Source organism: Blautia glucerasea, assembly GCF_020537505.1.
Classification (GTDB): Bacteria; Bacillota; Clostridia; order Lachnospirales; family Lachnospiraceae; genus Blautia_A.
The window spans coordinates 176,979-197,040 of sequence record NZ_JAJBMO010000004.1; the positions used below are offsets into that span (position 1 = coordinate 176,979).

Consider the following 20,062-nt stretch of genomic DNA (forward strand, 5'->3'; position numbering starts at 1 on the left):
ATCACGAATTCTCCTCTCTGATCTTCTGTGTCAGTTCCTGTCCTCCCTGCTCATACCACTCTTCCACAAAGGTATCAAAATAATCCATAGACTGCTCCCCCATGATCATCTGGATAAAAGCATTCTTCTCCAAAGTTGCCAGCATATTCGGGATCTCCCCATCAGAGTCCACCAGATACTGGCGCCGCACCGGATTATAGTGACCATCTACCAGCACGCCCACTGCGGAAATCCTGGACTTATACGCCGCCCAGTCCTCCACGGTAACATTTTCCCCACTCAGGTACTTCATGCAGGCGTCGTAATAAGACTTCTCCAGAGCACTTAAATTACTCTCCTTCTGTTTGCCGGACATCACCCTTCGGATATCCTTGGTTACATTATAAATTGCCTCATTATAATCCACATTAATTACCAGCGGTCTGGCTGTTGGATCTACATTCAGGGCAAAATAACTGTTGATCTCGTCCGCATTCTCCACATCATCAAAACGGCTGTAATCAAATAGCACACTGATGATCTTCATCACGATTTCCGGATGCTCGTAGCCTTTTCGAACCACCACATACTTGTTATCCCGAAAAGAAGCATACACATTATCCTTTTCCTGATAATCAGCTGTGAGATAATATGGCTCCCAGTCTGCTTCCGGATCATTCTCGATCTCGTCCATAAGCGGATTGTTCGGTGCCCACCAAAGTCCGAAAAACGCCCCGCATTTTCCTTCCACCACCAGGTCACGGAGATTATTCTGTGCACGCAGGGCAAAATTCTGATCCAGAATTCCCCTTTCATACAGCTCCCGTAAATAAGCAACTGCCGACCTGGTTTCCTCTGTCAGGGAACCGTAAACAATCTCCCCATTTTCATCCTTGATCCATCTTCTCGGGTAGGAATAAAATTTCTCAAAAACAGGCTCTACCGAATAATTCTGACTGGTAGTAGACACAAAATTGGTATCACACACAAGTCCTACAGGATCTTCCCCATCTTCAGCTCCCATCCGGTTCTCCTGAAAGGCCTGGATGATATCCATAGCCTCTTCCAGAGTCTCCGGCTCAGAAAGTCCCAGCTGATCCATCCAGTCCTTCCGCAGCCACAAAAGGCAGGGTCCATGGTCGATCACTGCCTCCGGAAGCGCCATCAGCCTGCCATCGAAGGTTCCTGCACCAAGAAGCTGGGGACCATAGCTGTTGTACATGGCCTTGATTCTCGGAGAGGTACAGTTTGCATAAACATCAGTCAGATCCTCCACCATATCATTTTCCACAAGAATATTCAAAGTCTCCCGATCCGAAACCACCAGTACATCTGGCAAAGTGTGATCGTTTACCAGCACATTCACATACTCGTCATAACGATCCTCCCGCTCCATATAGGCATTTTCATTCTGCACATTCAGAATCTCCTTCACATATCTGGTATAAGCGCTGTCTTCGTAGGTATTTCCTGCTGGAAGATTGGAATTATTGGCACCGCTCATCTGTCCCAAAGTATAGGTCACAAGCTCCGGGTACTTTCCATACGGAGTTGTGGAAGCCTTTTTCCACAATCCGCTATCTGTAGAATTATCCGTCTGGGATTCTTCCGTTTCTGTACTTTTCCCTGCATCAGTTCTGTTTTCTGCTGTCTTTTCCGTCTCATCGCCTGCAATGCCTGTGTCAGCTGCATTGATTCCGGAATCACTGCTTAATGTCTCAGAAGACTTATTATCTGCCTCTTCATATTCCACACCAGCTGTCTCTTTCCCCATACTTCCAGCTGCGCTGTCACAGCCTGTCAATGAACCAGACGAAATCACCATGGAAAAAGTCAGTCCCAATACAAGAATTCTATTTTTTTTCTTCACTTTTTCCACCTTTCTTTCCTGTTGCGTCCCCTGAGGCTCCTTCCGGGTCCTGCAAAAACTTTTTCGCAGAAAACTCTCCGGCTGCCACAGCCTCTTCATCCGCTTTTTCTCTTGGAATTCTCATTTCTACCCTGGTTCCTTGATCAATCTGGCTAAACACCTTGATTCCATACTCCATCCCATAAAGAAGCTGCATTCTGTCATTGACATTTTTAAGACCATATCCGGAAGCCTTGTAAGTCACCAGCTTATCTGCCTCTTCCTGTTCCATTCCTGGTCCGTTATCCTCCACAGCAAGAAGCACATCCTCACCGTCCTTTACCAAAAACAATCTCAGAATCTTCTCTCCTTCTTCTTTCATGTCCAGTCCATGCTCCAGGGCATTCTCCACTACCGGCTGCAGTAGCAGTTTGGGCACAATATCTCCTTTCACTTCTGGATCAATGTCCCAGATCACCTGAAAATCATTGTCATGCATGACAAGCTGGATATCCAGATACGCCTTAATATTCTGAATACAGTTGTCCACGGTAACCATGTCCTGCCCCTTACTTAAAGCAGTCCGGTAAAACATGGATAAGGACAACGTAACCTTACTGATTTCCCTCTGGTTGCTCCGAATAGCCATCCAATTGATAACAGATAGGGAATTATACAGGAAATGTGGGTTGATCTGGGCAGTCAGTGCCTTCAGTTCAAACTCCTTCAGCGCGATCTTATTCTCATAAACCTCATGGATCAGACGGTTGATCTCATCCATCATCCTTCGGAAGCTGCGCACCAGAAGACCGATTTCATCCCCGGCATCGCTGTCCACCGTAACCATACGGCTGCCCTGGTTCACCTGGTTCATGTTGTCTGTGAGCTCCTCGATTTTTCTGGTAAAAATCCTGGAAAAAGAAAGTCCCAGTGCCAGAATAATAGCTACACAGGCCGCAATCAGTGGGATCTCGCTGACCAGGATTCCTGACACAGAGCTGTCCACTGCTGATTGCAGCTTATACAGATAAAAAATCCATCCACAAGCCGCGTTCTTCCGGTTTACAAAAGCATAATCTCTCTGCCTAGACTCCAGAAATTCCCTGGAGACAGCCTCTCCCGAATCCTTTTCTTCCTTTTTGCCCAGCATTTCCTTCTGAAACAGCACATTTCCTCCTTTATCCAGGATCATTCCCCCGGATTCTTCGGAGATAATATTCTCAAAAGGCTGAAAAATCTTATTATAATCCAGTGTAATACAAAGAACCGCTGTCTGCTCTTTTCCATGGTAGATCCGTCTTACAGCTGCAATTTCCGGCTTTTCCTTATCTACCACCCACTGTACAGACACATCCTCCGCCAGCTCGTCATACCACCATTCCTTATCCACCTCAGACAAAGGCACAAGTGTATACTCATGGCGAACCTTAATACTGTCCGCAAACAGCTGGATCTGTGTAATGGCATCATGATAGGCTTTTGGCACAGACAAAAGAGGATCCGCAACTTCCGTATACTTCTTATAAGCGTAATAATTATCCATATTTTTCTCTGCAATCAACTCCTCAATATCCGGGGAATAAGTGAGATAATTCAGAAGACTGGAAAAAACCTCGATCTGACTGTCGATTCCCTCTCCGGTCTGCTCAAGGATGGAAGACATATCCTCCATCTCTTTTTCCCGGAGCAGACTGCTCATGCGGCCGTGACTGTACCACACAAGCAGGATCATCGGAACCAGGCTGGCTGTCACAAGAAGAATGGTCAGCTTGTGACGATATTTCATATTCTTAAATTTATTCTTTATGGCTGCCGGTATTCTCATCCTCTTCACCGGTTCCTTTCCGGTAGGACTCCGGGCTGCTTCCGTAATACTCCCTGAAACTTCTGCAGAAATAAGAAACATTCGGGATTCCTACCTGTTCACTGACTTGTGCCACCTTCATATTGGAGCTGCACAAAAGCTCCCTCGCCTTCTCCATGCGGACCACACGGATAAAACGGTTCAGGTTCATGCCAGTCTCTTTTTTGAAAATAAAGCTGAGATAACCAGAGGACAGGTACACCTTCTCCGCCAAAGTCTCAAGACTTAAATCCTCCGCATAATGCTGATAAATATAATTCTTTACAGAAGCCACCTCGTCTCTGGAACTACTCATGGAACGCTCCAGGAACTCCTCATACTCCTTAATATTCTCCTGGGTAATTGCTAGGATCTGTTTCAGATTCGTACAGCCATAGAGCCTCTCCACCTCATGGTCCAGCTTCCGTTCCTCAGAGAACTGGTTCTCCTGGAAAAGCTCCTGGATCACATTGGAAAAAACAAATTTCACGTACATGGCAGAGAAACGGGTATCATTCTCATATTTCTTCACCAGACACTCAAAATGCTTCTTCAGCTGCTCCACATCTTTGCGGGAAATGTCTTCGGAAATCTTCTCCATCAGACGGGAATCCTGCGTCTCCGCATTCACCGGCTGGCTGTCAGAGGCCTCATTATTAAATACATGCACATCTGGATGATAAAATTTCTCCTCCATGGTCTGCTCCAGCTGGGACATGATTTTAGGCAGCGCCTCATGCCCTTCAAACTGACTGCTCACTGCAAGATGAAAACTTGCAGAGTAATTCTGCTTCAAAAGGTCATATAAATGCTTGGCAACCAGCTGATAATCGCAATACACATCCGAAAAAAACAACACAGACTGTCTGGTATTCAGATTCAGGTAAAAGAAATTCCGGTGCAATCCCTGCATCAGTTCCTCATCAATATTATCTGGAACATTGTCAAAAAATGCTTTATCTGATTCGATGAGAATCGCACAGTGCCATTGCTCCCAGTTAGATTCATCCAAAATCTCCCCAGCCTTTTTCAACACTTCTTCATTTCCAGAATACAGGTAAGTCTGAAGAAAATACTGAAGAAGGAAATTCTTCCCCTTCTCTTCCTTCTGCTTCTGAGATCGGATACTTTGGAGCTCTGCTTTTACTTTCACGATAGTTTTTTTTATGGAAGGTATCCGGATCAACCGGCTTCAGCACATAATCATTCACTCCATAGTGCATGGCTTCCTGGGCAAAAGCAAAATCACTATATCCACTAAAAATTACGATTGGAAGATTGGGATACTCTTCTCTGGCCTTTCCAGCCAGCTCCAGACCGTCCATATGAGGCATTTTTATGTCTGTTAAAAGAAAATCAATTTCTTTACTTCGCAATACATTCAGTGCCTGCCTGCCATTGGCAGCCTCATGGATCTCGTATTCTCCCTCTTCCTGTGCCAGAAGGAATTTAATTCCCTCCCGCTCAATTTTCTCATCGTCTGTTATCAAAACTCTGTACATATTGGGACTCCGATCTTTTATTATATTTAATACCAGGACATCTCTTCCAACTATCATTTATGTCCGTCTGTCAGAAAAAGTCAAAATCTCATACCGCCTGTTGCTTCTGTCTCATTTTTGTTACTGGTCACGGAGTGAACAGTAACTATTTTTCTGTCTGGCGCACATGAGGTCTTATATAAAGATAAAGATAGCCCCTCGCATTTCTGCAAAGAACTATCTTTATTTTAACATCCAGGTATCATATTGAAAAGGGAATAATCTCCAAATTTCTCAGGTAAAAACCGTTCTTTTACCCAAAGGAATCAACCCTTAACTGCACCAGCAACAACTCCCTCGATAATATACTTCTGGCAAACCAGATATACAACAATGATCGGGATAATGTCGATCATAATACTTGCCATCATCGGTCCCATCTGTACATGACCATAGCTTCCACGGAAGTACTGGATTGCCATTGGGATTGTTTTATACTTCTTAATATCCAGAACCAGTGTTGGAAGAAGATAATCGTTCCATACCCACATCAGCTCCAGGATTGCAGTAGAGATGATGGTTGGTTTCAGGATTGGCATCAGGATTTTAAAGTAAACCTGCAGAGGGCTGCATCCGTCGATCATGGCAGCTTCCTCGATTTCCAGAGGGCTTCCCTTTACAAAACCGGTAAACATGAATACTGCAAGTCCTGCACCAAATCCAAGGTATACAATACAGATGGTATATGGATTATTCAGCTTCAAAGTATCCGCTGTCTTTGCCAGGGTAAACATAACCATCTGGAAAGGAACAACCATACTGAATACACAAAGGTAATACAGAACCTTGGAAAGCAAACCGTTTACACGCACAATGTACCATGCGCACATGGAACAGCAAAGCAGGATCAGAGCAACGGACATTACAGAGATCGCAAGACTGTACCAGAAGGATTTCAGGAAATCCATCTGTGTAACGCTGGCTACAAAGTTCTGGATTCCGTTCCAGGTCTCAGCTGTAGGAAGCTGGAATACACCAGATGTAGTGATTGCAGACTCCACTTTTAAAGAGTTAAACAGGATCATAACAATCGGGTAGATCCAGATAATTGAAATTATGGAAAGAATTATAGTTGGGATAATACTTTTTTTCTTATCTGCCATTATGCCTGCACCTCCTTAGATGATGTTGCACGAAGCTGGATCAATGCGATCACAACAACCAGTACAAAGAATACAACAGCTTTTGCCTGGCCGATACCCTTCCATGCAGGGCCGCTTCGTCCGTAGAATGTATCGTAAATATTCAGTGCCAGTAACTGTGACTGTTTTCCAGGATCTCCGCCTGTAAGGGAAAGGTTCTGGTCGAACATCTTGAATCCGTTTGTAAGAGTAAGGAATGTACAAATTGTAACAGATGGCATGATCATCGGAATCTTGATTTTAAACAGGATCTGTGATGCGGTTGCGCCATCAATCTGTGCGGCCTCAATCAGATCCGGAGATACGTTATTAAGACCAGCTACATAAATGATCATCATATATCCAATCTGCTGCCATAACAACAGGATGATCATTCCAATAAAACCATTTGTTGCAGACAGCTTTAAAAGAGGCTGTCCCCACATGGAAAGCAGACCGTTTAACAGTGTCTGCCAGATATAACCAAGTACAATACCGCCGATCAGGTTCGGCATGAAGAATACAGTACGGAACACGTTTGTTCCTTTTAAGCCTTTTGTCAAAGCCAGTGCAATGGAAAATGCCAGCACATTGATCAGAATACTGGAAACAAATGCGAATACAACGGTCAGCCAGAATGCATGACTGAAGTCACCACCGATAAAAATTTTCTGATAGTTGGAAAGTCCAACCCAGACTACATCTTTTACAGTTGAAAATTTACAAAATGAAAGATAAATACCCCAGATAAACGGCCATAAGAAACCGATAATAAATGCAGCCAATGTTGGCAGGACAAATACCGGCCACCATTTTTTCAGAGATTTTCCTACCATTTTTCACTCCTCCTTTTCCTGTTATGACACCTTTTCGGAAGGTTATCCGCCACCCAAAAACACTACATCATTTTCCCAATAAAACGGGGAGGCTGTAGTTCGCCTCCCCACCCTGTTCACCATTCTATATTATGCCCCGAATTTCTTCTGACATATTATATGCTGTTGGAAAGAAATTTATTACCTGTTACGATTATTCGGAAAGAGCTTTCTCAGTTGCCCAATTGTCAACGAATGCGGAAACTACATCATCCCAGGAACCGCTTCCTGCTGCATATAATGTAAGTGCTGTACCAAGACCGTTCTTCCACTCTTCAGATGGCATTGTTGTGAAGTTCCATGATACAGGTGTAAGACCTGCTGCTGTATACTCTGCATCCTGTTTTACAAATACGTTTGTGGACTCCTGTGCTGTTTTGAAAGGAATTGTGAAGCCCATGTCTTCTGACATAGCCTTTGTTCCATCCTCAGAAGTTACACACCAGTTCATGAAATCAAGTGTTGCCTGGATATCTTCCTCGGAAGCTTCTTTGTTTACACACCAGAAGTTCTCTGTACCGGTTGCAAGGCCTTCGTTCTCATCATCAACACCGAAGTAAATCGGGATCATAGCCAGCTCGTCATCGCCGTATGTCTTGGACAGTTCGCCATATTCCCAGGAACCATTCTGATAGAATACTGCATCTCCGTTGATGAACTCGTTACGGGAGTCATCTGCTGTCTTAGCGGAAAGCTCTGCTCCATCGCAGGTAGAATCTGTGATATAAAGATCAAATACGTTCTTGTAATTGTCAAGGTATGTTCCCTTGATTGCATCTGTATCATCGATGCCATCTGCCTGATACTCATAGTAGATTGGAAGGTTTGCAAGGTGTGTTTTGAATCTCCAGTCAGAGGATCCGTCCATACCAGCACTTGTGAAAGCACCTTTCACTCCAAGCTCATCTTTTCTTGCCTGAATGTCATCAGCAACCTTCTTCAGATCATCAAAGCTCTTAATATCATCTACTGTGTAACCAGCTTTTTCCAGTAAGGTTTTGTTTACGATCAGTCCATAGGACTCGATTACGTATGCGATACCATCAACTGCATCACCGTCTTTTACAGTGTAAGCATCGGATGTAAGCTGTGAGTAGATATCAGATCCGGACAGATCATAGCAATAATCCTTCCAGTTCTTAAGTCCTACAGGTCCGTTTACCTGGAAAAGTGTAGGAGCATCGCTCTTAGCCATCTCAGACTGAAGTGTGGTCTCATACTGTCCGGAAGCTGCTGTAACAACTGTTACCGGAACTCCTGTTTCTTCTGTATATTTTGCTGCCAGGTTCTGCCATGCTTCATCCTGCTCTGGTTTAAAGTTTAAGTAGTAAACCTTTCCAGCTGCATCATCAGCCATAACCGGTAATGCTGGTACCATAGAAACTGCCATAACTGCGCTAAGTCCCATTGCTGCGATTTTTCTCATCTTCATAATTTTACTCTCCTTTTCTTTGAGAACCGTTTCTTAAGATATTTATATAATACTGATTTTTCTGTTAAAAAACCATGATAAAAAATCAAGAAACATGTTGATTTTTTTAGAGAGTAAAATTTGAATATGGATATTTTGCTGCAATTTGTATAAAAAAAAGAGAACCTGTTTTCTTTTCTTGTTGTTATATTCTCCAAGTTCTAGAGCGTATTTGAAAAAGGCTTTCTGCAGGATGTGCGTCACATTTTCAAGCAGTCTCTAACAAAACTATAAAAAGGGGACTGCAAACTGCAGTCCCCTCTCTCTTCCCGCATGTGCGGAGGAAAATCATATTCAGGCTTTTCCAACGGATCCGAAGATCTCCATTTTCTCCTTAACAGTAGCCTTGATTGCATCGAAGCCAGGTGCAAGAAGTTTACGTGGGTCATATCCTTTACCCTGCTGATCTTTGCCTTCCTCGATGTATTTACGTGTAGCTTCTGCGAAAGAAAGCTGGCACTCTGTGTTAACGTTGATCTTGGAAACTCCAAGGTCGATTGCTTTCTTGATCATGTCTGTAGGAATACCTGTGCCACCGTGAAGTACTAACGGCATATCGCCTGTAAGCTGCTGGATTGCGTCCAGAGTCTCAAAACTTAAGCCCTTCCAGTTAGCCGGATATTTACCATGGATGTTACCGATACCTGCTGCCAGGAAATCGATACCAAGATCAGCAATCATCTTGCATTCCTTAGGATCTGCGCACTCGCCCATACCGATAACGCCGTCTTCCTCACCACCGATGGATCCAACCTCTGCCTCTAAGGACATTCCATGCTCTCTTGTGATCTTAACCAGCTCTTTAGTCTTAGCAACGTTCTCCTCGATCGGGTAATGAGAACCGTCGAACATGATAGATGAGAATCCAGCCTCAACGCATTTCAGGCATCCTTCATAGGAACCATGGTCCAGGTGAAGTGCAACCGGAACAGTGATCTTCTGCTCTTCCATCATACCTTTAACCATTCCAACAACGGTCTTGTAACCAGCCATATACTTACCAGCGCCTTCGGAAACACCCAGAATAACTGGAGAGTTCAGTTCCTGTGCTGTAAGCAGGATAGCCTTTGTCCACTCAAGGTTGTTGATATTGAACTGACCAACTGCATAATGTCCAGCTTTTGCTTTTTTCAGCATTTCTGTTGCATTAACTAACTCATACATGATAAAATTCCTCCTATCTTTGGAAACACCTTAACTATTTCCATTGTCTGTAGTTTAGCAGATTTTTCCCCATTCGTCTACCTCTTTGCAAAAAAAATGAGTTATTGATTCTTTTTTCATTCTTCTGGAGCGTGCAAAACATCAAAAAAACTGAAAAAATATCTTGCAAAAACCTTCTTCTTTGTATATAATAAGTTCGTTCACGGATGGATTCCCGAGTGGCCAAAGGGGACAGACTGTAAATCTGCTGGCGATGCCTTCGAAGGTTCGAATCCTTCTCCATCCACTACTTATTAACTCCTGAGTATTTTATACTCGGGAGTTTTTCTGTCATACGCCAAAGCGGTTCGAATCCTTCTCCATCCACTATTTTATTTACTCCTGAGTATTCCGCTCGGGAGTTTTTTATTTCCTGTTTCCCCGTATCAGCAGCGCAGCGCCCTGATACCAAACTTTTCATTTTTCCTTCCGCCTTGAGTCCACAGCCGCGAGGAGGGGCCTATGGGCTGGCGGCCATTGCGAGGATTCCAGGGATTTTCCATATACGCGCAGGAGGTGGAGCACTGTCTGAGGCCACCCTGTGGCCGAGTTTGCTCCACCTCCTGCAAAAAGGCGTATATGGAAAATCCCGGAACCGCAGCTCTGGCCGCCAGCCCATAGGCCCCTCCTCACGGCGTCCCTTAATCTTCCACAAAAACAGTCGGATTCTCACACTTATGATACAGCACCATCGCCCCAAACGCCGGCATCGGCACCCTGATCACGCCAGCCTTCGCTGTATACGCATATTCCTCAGTGGTATATCCGTCCCGGTAAGACAGCATAATTCTCTTCAACACCGAATCCTTCAGCCTGCTGATTCCCGTCTTCCAGACCTCAATCTCCACCTCCCGGTCCTCATTCCGGTTATTCAAAATCACGATCATCCTCTCATCATGAGAAAATCTACCAAAACAAAGTCCCTGATAATCATTCCAAAGGAACACCAGTGACCCATTGCTAAGGAACTCATACTCCTTATGGATCCTGATCATATCTCTATGGAACGCGATCATCATCTGATCCTCATGGCCCCAGGGATACGTCCTCCTGTTATCCGGATCCGTAAATCCACAGACACCAGCCTCATCTCCATAATAAACCGTCGGAGCTCCCGGCCATGTCATCTGCACCACAACGCCCTCACGCATTACAGCAGGATTGATATTCTGAGAAGCAGCCTCCGCCCCTGCATAGGAAATACGTCCCACACGACGGTTGGTTCTTGTCAGGAACCTGGAATGGTCATGATTCGACAACTCATTCATAGAAGTATAAAGCGCAGACATATGAAGCGCCCTCATATGCGTCTTCATCGCCCCGATAAACGCATCACTATTTCCATAAAGGTCATCCCTGCACTCATCACTGTGCTTCTCCATACCAGTAAGGAACCAGGTCAGCGGCTCCATAAAGGCATCGTAGTTCATAACCGTATCCCACTCATCCCCCTGCAGCCAGCTCTCCGGATTACCATAATGCTCTGCCAGAATGATAGCATTTGGATTTGCCTCCTTTACAGCCTTCCTGAAATCCTTCCAGAACTGATGGTTAAATTCATTGCTGTGACCAAGGTCAGCCGCCACATCCAGTCTCCATCCATCTACGTTATATGGTGCTGAAACCCACTTCTTACCAATCTCCAGAATCCTATCATACAGATCCCTGGAAGCCTCGTAATTCAACTTCGGCAAGGTATCATGAGTCCACCAGCCATCATAAGTCGGATTATACGGCCAGCGGTTTTCATCATAAAAATTAAAGTAATATCTATATGGACTGTCCGCAGAAATATAAGCTCCCTTGGGATACCCCTCCTGATTCTCATAAATCCGCTCCCTGTCCATCCATTTGTTAAACGATCCACAATGGTTAAATACCCCATCCAGGATCACCTTCATGCCTCTTCTGTGAATCTCCTCCACCAGCTTGGCAAACAGCTCATTACTAGCCTCCAGATTCCGTTTATCTGTCACACGCTTAATAAACTTCTGGGCATGGGCATTCTCACGGTCCCCCTCATTCAGTAGGCCGCCCTCCATATCCTCCACGATTTTGCCGTAATGAGGATCCACATACTCATAGTCCTGAATATCGTACTTATGATTACTTGGAGAAACAAAAATCGGATTCAGATAAATAACATCCACTCCCAGATCCTGCAGATAATCCAGTTTATCCATAATTCCCTGCAGGTCACCGCCGTAGAACTCACGGACACCCATAACTGCCGGAACTTTCCCCCAGTCTCTCACCCTGGAAGTCATATCCCCAATATAAAAATACTCCCGGTCCTCCACATCATTAGACGGATCCCCATTACAAAAACGATCTACAAAAATCTGGTACATAACTGCACCCTTCGCCCACTGTGGTGTGTCATAATCCGGATAAATCTCAAACTCCAGGCGTTCCTCCGGGTTCATGGAAACACCCTGATAATTATAATAACAGGTCACCCATCCGTATGTGATCTCAAAATGATAGCGGATGATCTTCTCCCCCATCATAATAGAAGTCTCATAATAATCGAATCCATTGGATTTCGCTACACGCTCCATCTGCTGACGCCTGCCATCATACACCAGATAAACCATATCCACGTTATTACACTTGGTACGGAAGCGGATCCGGACTTTGTCTCCTGCCTTGGGATTTGACGGACTACGGTAATAATCAGAACCATCGCTGAACAATGCCTCTGTATTCAAAACCGGTCTCATATTTAATATATATTGCATTTTCTTCATCACATCTGCATTATTACAATCCATAACATCCCTCTTTCTAAAAAATTACGCCCTGTATTTTATTTTAACTGAAAACAGGTCTTCCCACAACAATTAAAATTCGGCTTATTCTCCAAACTTCCGCCCATCTTCAAGGCGATTTCACCAAAGGGCTGTCACTTATACTCTGACCAATAACCCTGCACTTCTTTCTCAATCCCCTTAACGTAAAAAAGACAGCCGATGAAAGCTGTCTTTTTTGGAGAAGGTATTTCTTCTTATGGGGTGTAGCAAAAACTATATAATGTATTGGGGGGTTTTTACGATGTATATAGTACCATGTGTCCACAAAAAAGTGTGCACAAACTTCACAAAAATTGCTATTATTTTTTGTGCATGTTATATACTATTGTTTGATTCACCCTGTTTTTCCATTGTAAAAAGTGCTTCAAACTCGTCCCGATGTACTTTTTCCTTCTCGAGAAGAAGCTTCGCACAGCCGTGAAGAACGTCCATATGTTCAGAAATGATCTTCTTCGCATTGTCGTGGCACTCCTCAATAATACTGTGGATCTCACTGTCGATTGCCTTGGCCACATCCTCGCTGTAACCACGGGTATGTGCCAGATCCCTGCCAATAAATACCTCATCGTCATCATCCCCGTAGGAAATCAGACCGATCCTATCAGACATACCATACTTGGTCACCATAGCTCTGGCCTCACTGGTAGCACGCTTGATATCATTGGATGCACCTGTTGTAATATCCCCAAAGATCAATTCCTCGGCCACACGTCCTCCAAGAAGTGTGGTAATATCCTGGAGCATTTTGCCCTTGGTGTTAAACATTTCATCATTCTCCGGAAGAGGCATGGTATAACCAGCAGCTCCCATTCCTGTAGGAATAATGGAAATGGTGTAAACAGGCTCCATATCCGGCAGCACATGGAACAGGATCGCATGACCTGCCTCATGGTAAGCAGTGATCCGTTTCTCTTTCCCGGAAATCACCTTGCTCTTCTTCTCTGCACCGATACCAACTTTGATAAAGGCATTCTTAATATCCTTCTGGCGGATAAATACATGGCCTTTTCTTGCGGCTGCAATGGCAGCCTCATTCATCAGGTTCTCCAGATCTGCTCCTGTAAATCCAGCTGTGGTCTGGGCGATCTGCTTCAGATCCACGTCCTCTCCAAGAGGTTTATCCTTGGCATGGACATGAAGGATTTCCTCCCTGCCCTTGATATCCGGACGTCCAACGCCAACCTTACGGTCAAAACGTCCCGGACGAAGGATAGCAGGATCCAGAATATCCACACGGTTGGTCGCTGCCATTACAATGATTCCTTCATTTACCCCGAAACCATCCATCTCTACAAGAAGCTGGTTCAGAGTCTGCTCTCTCTCATCATGGCCGCCGCCCATACCAGTTCCACGCTGTCTTGCAACCGCGTCGATCTCATCAATAAAAATAATACAAGGCGCGTGACGCTTGCCCTCTTCGAAAAGGTCCCTTACACGGGAAGCACCTACACCAACAAACATTTCTACAAAATCAGAACCGGAAATGGAGAAAAACGGAACCCCCGCTTCCCCTGCAACCGCCTTGGCAAGGAGAGTCTTACCAGTTCCTGGAGGGCCTACAAGGATCACACCTTTCGGGATCCTTGCTCCAACCTTGGTATATTTCTGAGGATCCTTCAGAAAATCTACAACCTCCTTCAGTTCCTCCTTCTCTTCCTCCAGACCGGCTACATTCTGGAAGGTTACCTTCTTATCATCCGGCATGGACATTCTTGCCCTGCTTTTGCCGAAATTCATCATCTTGGCGTTAGTGCCGCCACCGCCTGACATCTGGCGGTTCATCATCAGCATAAGGAAGATGATAAGGCCACAGGTAAGAAGCACCGGAAATACCGAGGCCAGAAATACGCTCTGCTTCGGCACATCCTCCACAGCAGGATCAAGCCCGTTCTCACGAAGAAGCTGCTCAGCCTCATTTACATCTGCCACATAAATACGCTTCTGTCCCTCGCCGCTAATGTTCACAATCACAGAACCTGTTGGAACCTCGCTGTTCTGATGGATCGTGGCACTGGTCGCCTTACCGTCTGCTACGGCCTGCTCCAGCTGTCCATAAGTATAATCACTCTGGACAGACACCTGATTGTTCAGATACAGGTAACCTGCGATCAAAGCTACGATCAGGACAAGATACAAGCCAATTCTGCCTGACTGCTTATTCACTTGTATAATTCTCCTTTCATTCGAACTCTACCACTCCGATGTATGGCAGATTTCTGTATTTCTGGGCATAGTCAAGACCATAGCCCACAACAAACTCATCCGGAATATTGAAGCAGCAATAATCCACATCAACACCTTTTACCACTCTGCGGTCTGGTTTGTCCAGTAAGGTGCAAAGCTTCACGCTGTTTGGATTACGTCTCTTCAGAACATCCAGCAGATAGCTTAATGTTCTTCCGGAGTCAATAATATCCTCTACAACAAGAACTTCTTTATCTTCAAGAGGCTGATCAAGATCCTTAACGATCTTTACAACTCCGCTTGATTTGGTGTCATCTCCATAGCTGGAAACAGACATGAAATCAAGAGTTACCGGTACTGTGATCCGCTTAGCCAGCTCGCACATGAAAAATACTCCGCCCTTAAGAACGCAGATCATGTGGATCTCTTTGCCCTTGTACGCTTCACTGATCTGGGCTGCCACTTCACAGATACGCTTCTCCACAGTTTCCTCATCTAGTAAAACTCTGATTTTTTCACTCATGAATATCTTTTCCTCCTTGGTATTGTATTTCCAATATTCTCCTGGTTCTGGGAGTTATTTTATAATTCTCATTGATTCTGCCTCCCACCACCCACAGAACCTCAGAACCGGCACACAGAAGCAGAACGCTGTCTCTTTCTTCTGATGGGATCTTCTCATCTATGAAGTAACGGTTCAGCTTCTTACGGCTTCCCTTTTCATCTACAACGAGAAAATCTCCCGGCTGTCTGGTCCTGATGGACAGTTCCTGTTTTATTTTATCATAATCCAGCCATTTCGTATACATTTTTTCTTCAATCTTCTGGCCTTCATTGGAAAATATTTTTAACGCAAAAGGATCATCCCTGGAAACAGGCTCATCCCCTTTGGAATTTCGGTCTGACATTCCAAGCAGTTCTCTCTCCCCAAGCAAAATCCCCCCGTAAGTTCTAAGGGCCGCCAGGTCATAAGGCAGGTTGATCCTCCGTCCCACCTGAAGTCTCAGAAGGTTTTCCACGCTTTTTACATTGGCAGCTGTGAAATCCTTGCGTTTTCCTGCCAGTTCTTCAAACACCTGCAGCACCCCGTAAGATGCTACTGCAGGCTCTTCCCGCCAGAAGGCTTCCGACAGAAAGATCCCCCGTTCCCGGTTCTCCCCATACTTTTTCACAAGAAGCTCCCCCTGACGCGCCAGATACTCTTCCGCCTGGCTTACCAGACTGGCCGTCTCCGCCATATGACGCACAGCTGATGAATTCACCTGTTCTTCCAGGAGGGGCAGAATCTGGTGCCGGATCTTGTTTCTTGTATAATCATCTGTAAGATTGGTACTGTCTATGGCATATGGAATCTGTTCTTCTATTAGATAATTGACAATTTCCTGTTTATTTAAACACAAAACCGGACGAATGATTCCATCACGCACCGGCAGGATCGCAGCCAGACCTTTCAGCCCTGTCCCCCTGCAAAGATTGTGGAGCAGGGTTTCCGCCACGTCATTTTCGTTGTGGGCAAGGGCAATGCGGATCCGCGCTTTCCCCCGCCGGGCGGCAGCGCCATTTTGCTCATTCCGATGGTCCGCCACTTCTATTTTTACGAAATAATCGGATTCTGCTCTGGAAAACCCATCTTGCCGTACCTTTCTTCCAGCCTCTTCCAAACCCATTTTCCACTTCTTTGCAAGCTCCGGCACTGGATAATGATAGGCCAGAAATGGAATCTCCCATTTCTCACAGGTCTCCTTTACCAGAAGCTCATCCCGGTCGGCTTCCTCCCCCCGTATGCCATGGTGTATATGTACTGCACACAGGGAAAAGGGCATCTCCGTCTGATACCTTTTTAACAATGTCAGCATGGCCATAGAATCCCCGCCTCCGGAAACTCCGGCGAAAACCACATCTCCAGCCTCTATCATGCCATGTTCTTTTATATATGCTTTCACTTTCTGATACATACTACATCTGCCTCTGAATTACTTTTTTCAATCTCTTTCACGTTCTCATCTGGCTGCATACCTATTTCCCACATTATCCATCGCGCCGGGAAAACAGCCACCCTACTTCTTCCACATGCCAGCTACAATTACTGTCATGTCATCCCTGGCGCAGTAATCGCTGTATCCCAGCACCCGGTCCAGGATTCCCCGGCTCATCTCCTTAGGCGTCTCCTCATGGATATCCATAATGATCTCCTTCATGGTCTCTTCCTCACGCATGGCCGGCAGTGCATCCAGAACGCCGTCCGTCATCATGATCAGGTAATCCCCGTGATACAGCTTCCTGGAAGAGGTCTCGAAATCCACCTGCTGCATCAGTCCTGCTGCCAGGCTTTCCGAAGAAATTGCCTCCACCCAGTGATCCCTTTTGATAAACGTTGCCGAAGCGCCTGCCTTCAGGAAATTACAGATTCCGGTGTACAGATCCACAGCACAGATATCCACAGTAGAAAAATTTCCATCCTGTCCCTTCATCACAAGAGCCGAATTTACCATTTTTGCTGCTGTTTCCTGGGAAAAACCGGATTCCAGGAACTGCTCCAGAAGCTCCACCACTTCCTCACTCTCCTGGCAGGCTTCCACCCCAGAGCCCATTCCATCGGAAAGGCACATGACAAAGCGCCCGGCCTCCTCCTGTCTACAGATATAATTATCCCCGGAAACCTTTTCCTTCTCCTTAGTCAGCTTGGCCACTCCGTAAAGGATCTGATAGCTTACATCCTCCACAAAATGAACGGTGTGGTATTCTCCATTTACAATCCGTCTTCCCCCGCCGGCAGCAGCCATGGGAGTCCCAAATTCCCTGGACAAAAGCTGTGCCACCTCATTGACAGAAATACACTGTCCGCTTCTTGCCCGCATGGTGAGAAAAATCTGCCGCCTGCCCTCTACCTTGTCCATCACCCAGACCTGCTTCACCACAATGTGGCGCTTTCCCAGAAGCTTCTTCAATCCTGTCATAAGAGGGGGATCTGCAAGGGAAATATCGTACAGATCTTCTGCAACCATATCCATAATCCTGGACATTTCCTGAAGCTGCTGTGCCACAGCCAGGCGGCTTTCGATCATCCGGTTATCAAAAAGGAGCTTCTGCCGTTCCCGCATATAGGCACTTCCCAGCACCTCATAATACTTGGAAAAGCGACTGCATACACTCATCCAGTCACTTTTTGTCTCCTGGATCATGTCCGGCTTCCCCTCTTCCATGGAATGGATCAGCCGCTCGCTTCCCTGGTACATTTCCTGTGCCCTGGCTCCCCAGCACATTTCCCGCTGGTAGCAGTGGTCACACACTTCCTCACAGGTCTCCCTTATCATGCCCTCTACCTGCCCGCTGCTTAAATAATCCTTTCGGTAGGGCAGCCCATAAAAGCTGTCTGCTAATTTCCGGAAAGACGCTGCATAGCGCTCTACTTTCTCCTTCTGGGGATTTTTCTCTTCGGCCGGCTGCTCCGCCTTAAGAAAGCTTCTTCCCCTGAAAAAAGTTTTTGCCATGTCCCGCACCACCAGCAGTACACTGATCACGAGCATGGCAATTATCCATTCCTGCATATTCTCCCCTCCCCTGTACAGCCTTGTGGCTACTGTTCACTCCGTTCACAGTAACACGCTTCGCAGAATATTACCGGTGAACAGTAACACCTTATGGCTACTGCCTTACGCACCGCCTCCGGCAGCACCTTACACTTATTATAGGGGATAGGTATAAAAATATATGTCAAACAACGACGAACATCCAATAAAATATATCGTCAGAAACTTCCAAACTTCGTTACTTCTCTTCCTGGAAAATGATCTCATTCTCCTTCACAAGCCCCAGCTTCTCTCTGGCGGCCTCCTCTGTATACTCATCTGTGAGCATGTATTCCTTCAGTGCCTCAATCTCCTCGGTCCGTGCCTTCTCATCCTCAATCTGCTGACTTAATGCTTCCGCCCTGGTCTCATAGCCTGCAAGAGATTCCTGAAGATTCCGGCTCTGTGCCATAAGAGACAGCATGAGTATCAGAACGATCAGAGAAATGCCGAACATTCCGAGATGATTATACCCTATTCTCTTTTTCCTTCGCTTTTTCCCTGATTTTCCCAAATTTCCTGCCTCTTCTCGTCTGCAAATGATTTCTGGTACTATTTTTGTACTGATTTGCAGATTGTCTAACCAAAATTTTACAACGTTTACCCCAAAATAGCAACCGCTTTATATATTTTTTTGAAATTTTTTTTATGAATCTGACAGGAATCTCCAGAATAATATAGCATATTTTGTCCAATATTGGTTTTATTGTCAGATATGTAAGAAATGCGCCTGCTGCAATTCCTAAAAACAGAAAATTCCGCAGGATTCCCTGGTTGATCTGGTAGATTCTGGCAAACACCAGAAGGCCTGCTGCCAGCCAGTACAGAATATCCGGAATCCCCCCTACTGCCGGATTTTCAAGGAGCAGCCGTTTGATAACACCGATCAGACTGTAGCAGATCACAAGACCGGCACCTCCCAGCATGGATTGCAGGAAAAGCCAGATTTCGTTATGGATATAGGTACTCATAGCTTAACGGAACAACCTTGTAAATAATGGTTCTTCTTTTTTTGGGGAATCTTTTGACAAATAGACAAGAGAATCCACATGTCCGGCAAGAACAGCTTCTCCTTTTTCCAGATCCAGTCCTTTTACATGAAGCTGGCTGCCTCTGATCTGCAGCCTTCCCTCAGAAGTCTGAAGAAGGATTTCTTTTTCGTCAAAAGAAACCACATCCTTCACACCTGTGAGCAATACTTCCTTTCTGTTATCTAAGGTCAGCTTGTGGGAAATGTTCCTGATCTTTTCTTCCAAATCCCTCTCTCCCGAATATGTGGGTTCACAGATAATCTATGAAATTTTCTTTTCAAATAGAACCTGCAAAATGGATCGTACTGACTGCAAAAATGATTTGGGCACACTCTGCGCAGTCTTAAATGTACTTATAAAGGTTCTCAACTTCTTCTTTCTTTACTGTTTCTTTCACATCCAGCACTTCCACTTTCACATTACGGCTTCCAAACTGGATCTCAATGGTGTCCCCTGTCTTTACCTGTACGGATGCCTTGGCTGGCTTGTCATTTACCAGCACACGGCCTGCATCGCAGGCTTCATTGGCTACAGTTCTTCTCTTGATCAGGCGGGATACCTTCAAAAATTTATCTAATCTCAT

At 45.4% G+C, this 20,062-nt stretch carries 17 protein-coding genes and 1 tRNA gene; 1 reads left to right on the top strand and 17 read right to left on the bottom strand.

The genetic code is table 11. The features are described from left to right. Window position 1 precedes the first annotated feature (1 nt). The 8 genes from LIQ05_RS05235 to fba form a co-directional block, all read right to left on the bottom strand. Window positions 2-1,849, bottom strand: coding sequence for a sugar ABC transporter substrate-binding protein (locus LIQ05_RS05235; protein WP_226819188.1), 1,848 nt, complete (start codon window positions 1,847-1,849; stop codon window positions 2-4). Beyond that, window positions 1,833-3,653 (bottom strand): cache domain-containing sensor histidine kinase, encoded by a 1,821-nt coding sequence (locus tag LIQ05_RS05240; RefSeq protein ID WP_226819189.1) that lies wholly within the window; start codon window positions 3,651-3,653, stop codon window positions 1,833-1,835. The genes LIQ05_RS05235 and LIQ05_RS05240 overlap by 17 nt, the downstream gene beginning before the upstream one ends. Next, the gene (locus tag LIQ05_RS05245) at window positions 3,625-4,707 is read right to left on the bottom strand and encodes a helix-turn-helix transcriptional regulator (RefSeq protein ID WP_226819191.1); all 1,083 of its coding nucleotides are present in this window, start codon (window positions 4,705-4,707) and stop codon (window positions 3,625-3,627) included. Before LIQ05_RS05245 ends, LIQ05_RS05240 begins: the two co-directional genes overlap by 29 nt. 4 nt (window positions 4,708-4,711) lie before the next feature. After that, window positions 4,712-5,173 carry a response regulator gene (locus LIQ05_RS05250; RefSeq protein WP_226819194.1) on the bottom strand — a complete coding sequence of 154 codons (462 nt, stop codon included), beginning with the start codon at window positions 5,171-5,173 and terminating at the stop codon, window positions 4,712-4,714. Between the two features lie 305 nt (window positions 5,174-5,478). Beyond that, window positions 5,479-6,315, bottom strand: coding sequence for a carbohydrate ABC transporter permease (locus tag LIQ05_RS05255; RefSeq protein ID WP_226819196.1), 837 nt, complete (start codon window positions 6,313-6,315; stop codon window positions 5,479-5,481). After that, window positions 6,315-7,169, bottom strand: coding sequence for a carbohydrate ABC transporter permease (locus tag LIQ05_RS05260; RefSeq protein WP_226819198.1), 855 nt, complete (start codon window positions 7,167-7,169; stop codon window positions 6,315-6,317). The genes LIQ05_RS05255 and LIQ05_RS05260 overlap by 1 nt, the downstream gene beginning before the upstream one ends. Before the next feature lie 193 nt (window positions 7,170-7,362). After that, window positions 7,363-8,640, bottom strand: a complete 1,278-nt coding sequence (locus LIQ05_RS05265; RefSeq protein WP_226819200.1) for an ABC transporter substrate-binding protein — start codon at window positions 8,638-8,640, stop codon at window positions 7,363-7,365. 333 nt (window positions 8,641-8,973) lie between these two features. Beyond that, window positions 8,974-9,843: a class II fructose-1,6-bisphosphate aldolase gene (gene fba, locus LIQ05_RS05270; RefSeq protein WP_118581582.1), complete on the bottom strand. Its 870-nt coding sequence runs from the start codon at window positions 9,841-9,843 to the stop codon at window positions 8,974-8,976. 204 nt (window positions 9,844-10,047) lie between these two features. Here fba and LIQ05_RS05275 point away from each other — a divergent pair. After that, window positions 10,048-10,129: transfer RNA gene (locus LIQ05_RS05275), tRNA-Tyr, on the top strand. Between the two features lie 394 nt (window positions 10,130-10,523). Here the strand turns inward: LIQ05_RS05275 and LIQ05_RS05280 are convergent. From LIQ05_RS05280 to LIQ05_RS05320, 9 genes are all read right to left on the bottom strand, one after another. After that, on the bottom strand, window positions 10,524-12,656 hold the full coding sequence (locus LIQ05_RS05280) for a glycoside hydrolase family 13 protein (protein WP_226819202.1): 2,133 nt from the start codon (window positions 12,654-12,656) through the stop codon (window positions 10,524-10,526). Window positions 12,657-13,010: 354 nt separating this feature from the next. Next, the gene (gene ftsH / locus LIQ05_RS05285) at window positions 13,011-14,858 is read right to left on the bottom strand and encodes an ATP-dependent zinc metalloprotease FtsH (RefSeq protein WP_226819204.1); all 1,848 of its coding nucleotides are present in this window, start codon (window positions 14,856-14,858) and stop codon (window positions 13,011-13,013) included. 16 nt (window positions 14,859-14,874) lie between these two features. After that, window positions 14,875-15,402: a hypoxanthine phosphoribosyltransferase gene (gene hpt / locus LIQ05_RS05290; RefSeq protein WP_226819206.1), complete on the bottom strand. Its 528-nt coding sequence runs from the start codon at window positions 15,400-15,402 to the stop codon at window positions 14,875-14,877. Then, window positions 15,395-16,834 (bottom strand): tRNA lysidine(34) synthetase TilS, encoded by a 1,440-nt coding sequence (tilS, locus tag LIQ05_RS05295; RefSeq protein ID WP_226819208.1) that lies wholly within the window; start codon window positions 16,832-16,834, stop codon window positions 15,395-15,397. Before tilS ends, hpt begins: the two co-directional genes overlap by 8 nt. Window positions 16,835-16,936: 102 nt before the next feature. Further along, the gene (locus LIQ05_RS05300; RefSeq protein WP_226819209.1) at window positions 16,937-18,427 is read right to left on the bottom strand and encodes a SpoIIE family protein phosphatase; all 1,491 of its coding nucleotides are present in this window, start codon (window positions 18,425-18,427) and stop codon (window positions 16,937-16,939) included. Between the two features lie 220 nt (window positions 18,428-18,647). Then, a complete protein-coding gene (locus LIQ05_RS05305; RefSeq protein ID WP_226819216.1) occupies window positions 18,648-18,962 on the bottom strand; it encodes an FtsB family cell division protein in 315 nt (104 codons plus the stop codon). Further along, window positions 18,916-19,419: a spore cortex biosynthesis protein YabQ gene (gene yabQ / locus LIQ05_RS05310; protein ID WP_226819218.1), complete on the bottom strand. Its 504-nt coding sequence runs from the start codon at window positions 19,417-19,419 to the stop codon at window positions 18,916-18,918. The genes LIQ05_RS05305 and yabQ overlap by 47 nt, the downstream gene beginning before the upstream one ends. A 3-nt stretch (window positions 19,420-19,422) precedes the next feature. Then, window positions 19,423-19,704: a sporulation protein YabP gene (gene yabP / locus LIQ05_RS05315; protein ID WP_226819219.1), complete on the bottom strand. Its 282-nt coding sequence runs from the start codon at window positions 19,702-19,704 to the stop codon at window positions 19,423-19,425. A 118-nt stretch (window positions 19,705-19,822) separates the two neighbouring features. Next, a complete protein-coding gene (locus LIQ05_RS05320; RefSeq protein ID WP_226819221.1) occupies window positions 19,823-20,062 on the bottom strand; it encodes an RNA-binding S4 domain-containing protein in 240 nt (79 codons plus the stop codon).

What these genes read in the sequence shown, in the direction of transcription:
- LIQ05_RS05240 (WP_226819189.1), bottom strand. Translation starts at nt 3,653, where the DNA reads ATGAGAATACCGGCAGCCATAAAGAATAAATTTAAGAATATGAAATAT.
- LIQ05_RS05250 (WP_226819194.1), bottom strand. Translation starts at nt 5,173, where the DNA reads ATGTACAGAGTTTTGATAACAGACGATGAGAAAATTGAGCGGGAGGGA.
- LIQ05_RS05255 (WP_226819196.1), bottom strand. Translation starts at nt 6,315, where the DNA reads ATGGCAGATAAGAAAAAAAGTATTATCCCAACTATAATTCTTTCCATA.
- LIQ05_RS05260 (WP_226819198.1), bottom strand. Translation starts at nt 7,169, where the DNA reads ATGGTAGGAAAATCTCTGAAAAAATGGTGGCCGGTATTTGTCCTGCCA.
- LIQ05_RS05265 (WP_226819200.1), bottom strand. Translation starts at nt 8,640, where the DNA reads ATGAAGATGAGAAAAATCGCAGCAATGGGACTTAGCGCAGTTATGGCA.
- fba (WP_118581582.1), bottom strand. Translation starts at nt 9,843, where the DNA reads ATGTATGAGTTAGTTAATGCAACAGAAATGCTGAAAAAAGCAAAAGCT.
- LIQ05_RS05280 (WP_226819202.1), bottom strand. Translation starts at nt 12,656, where the DNA reads ATGGATTGTAATAATGCAGATGTGATGAAGAAAATGCAATATATATTA.
- hpt (WP_226819206.1), bottom strand. Translation starts at nt 15,402, where the DNA reads ATGAGTGAAAAAATCAGAGTTTTACTAGATGAGGAAACTGTGGAGAAG.
- tilS (WP_226819208.1), bottom strand. Translation starts at nt 16,834, where the DNA reads ATGTATCAGAAAGTGAAAGCATATATAAAAGAACATGGCATGATAGAG.
- LIQ05_RS05300 (WP_226819209.1), bottom strand. Translation starts at nt 18,427, where the DNA reads ATGCAGGAATGGATAATTGCCATGCTCGTGATCAGTGTACTGCTGGTG.
- yabQ (WP_226819218.1), bottom strand. Translation starts at nt 19,419, where the DNA reads ATGAGTACCTATATCCATAACGAAATCTGGCTTTTCCTGCAATCCATG.
- LIQ05_RS05320 (WP_226819221.1), bottom strand. Translation starts at nt 20,062, where the DNA reads ATGAGATTAGATAAATTTTTGAAGGTATCCCGCCTGATCAAGAGAAGA.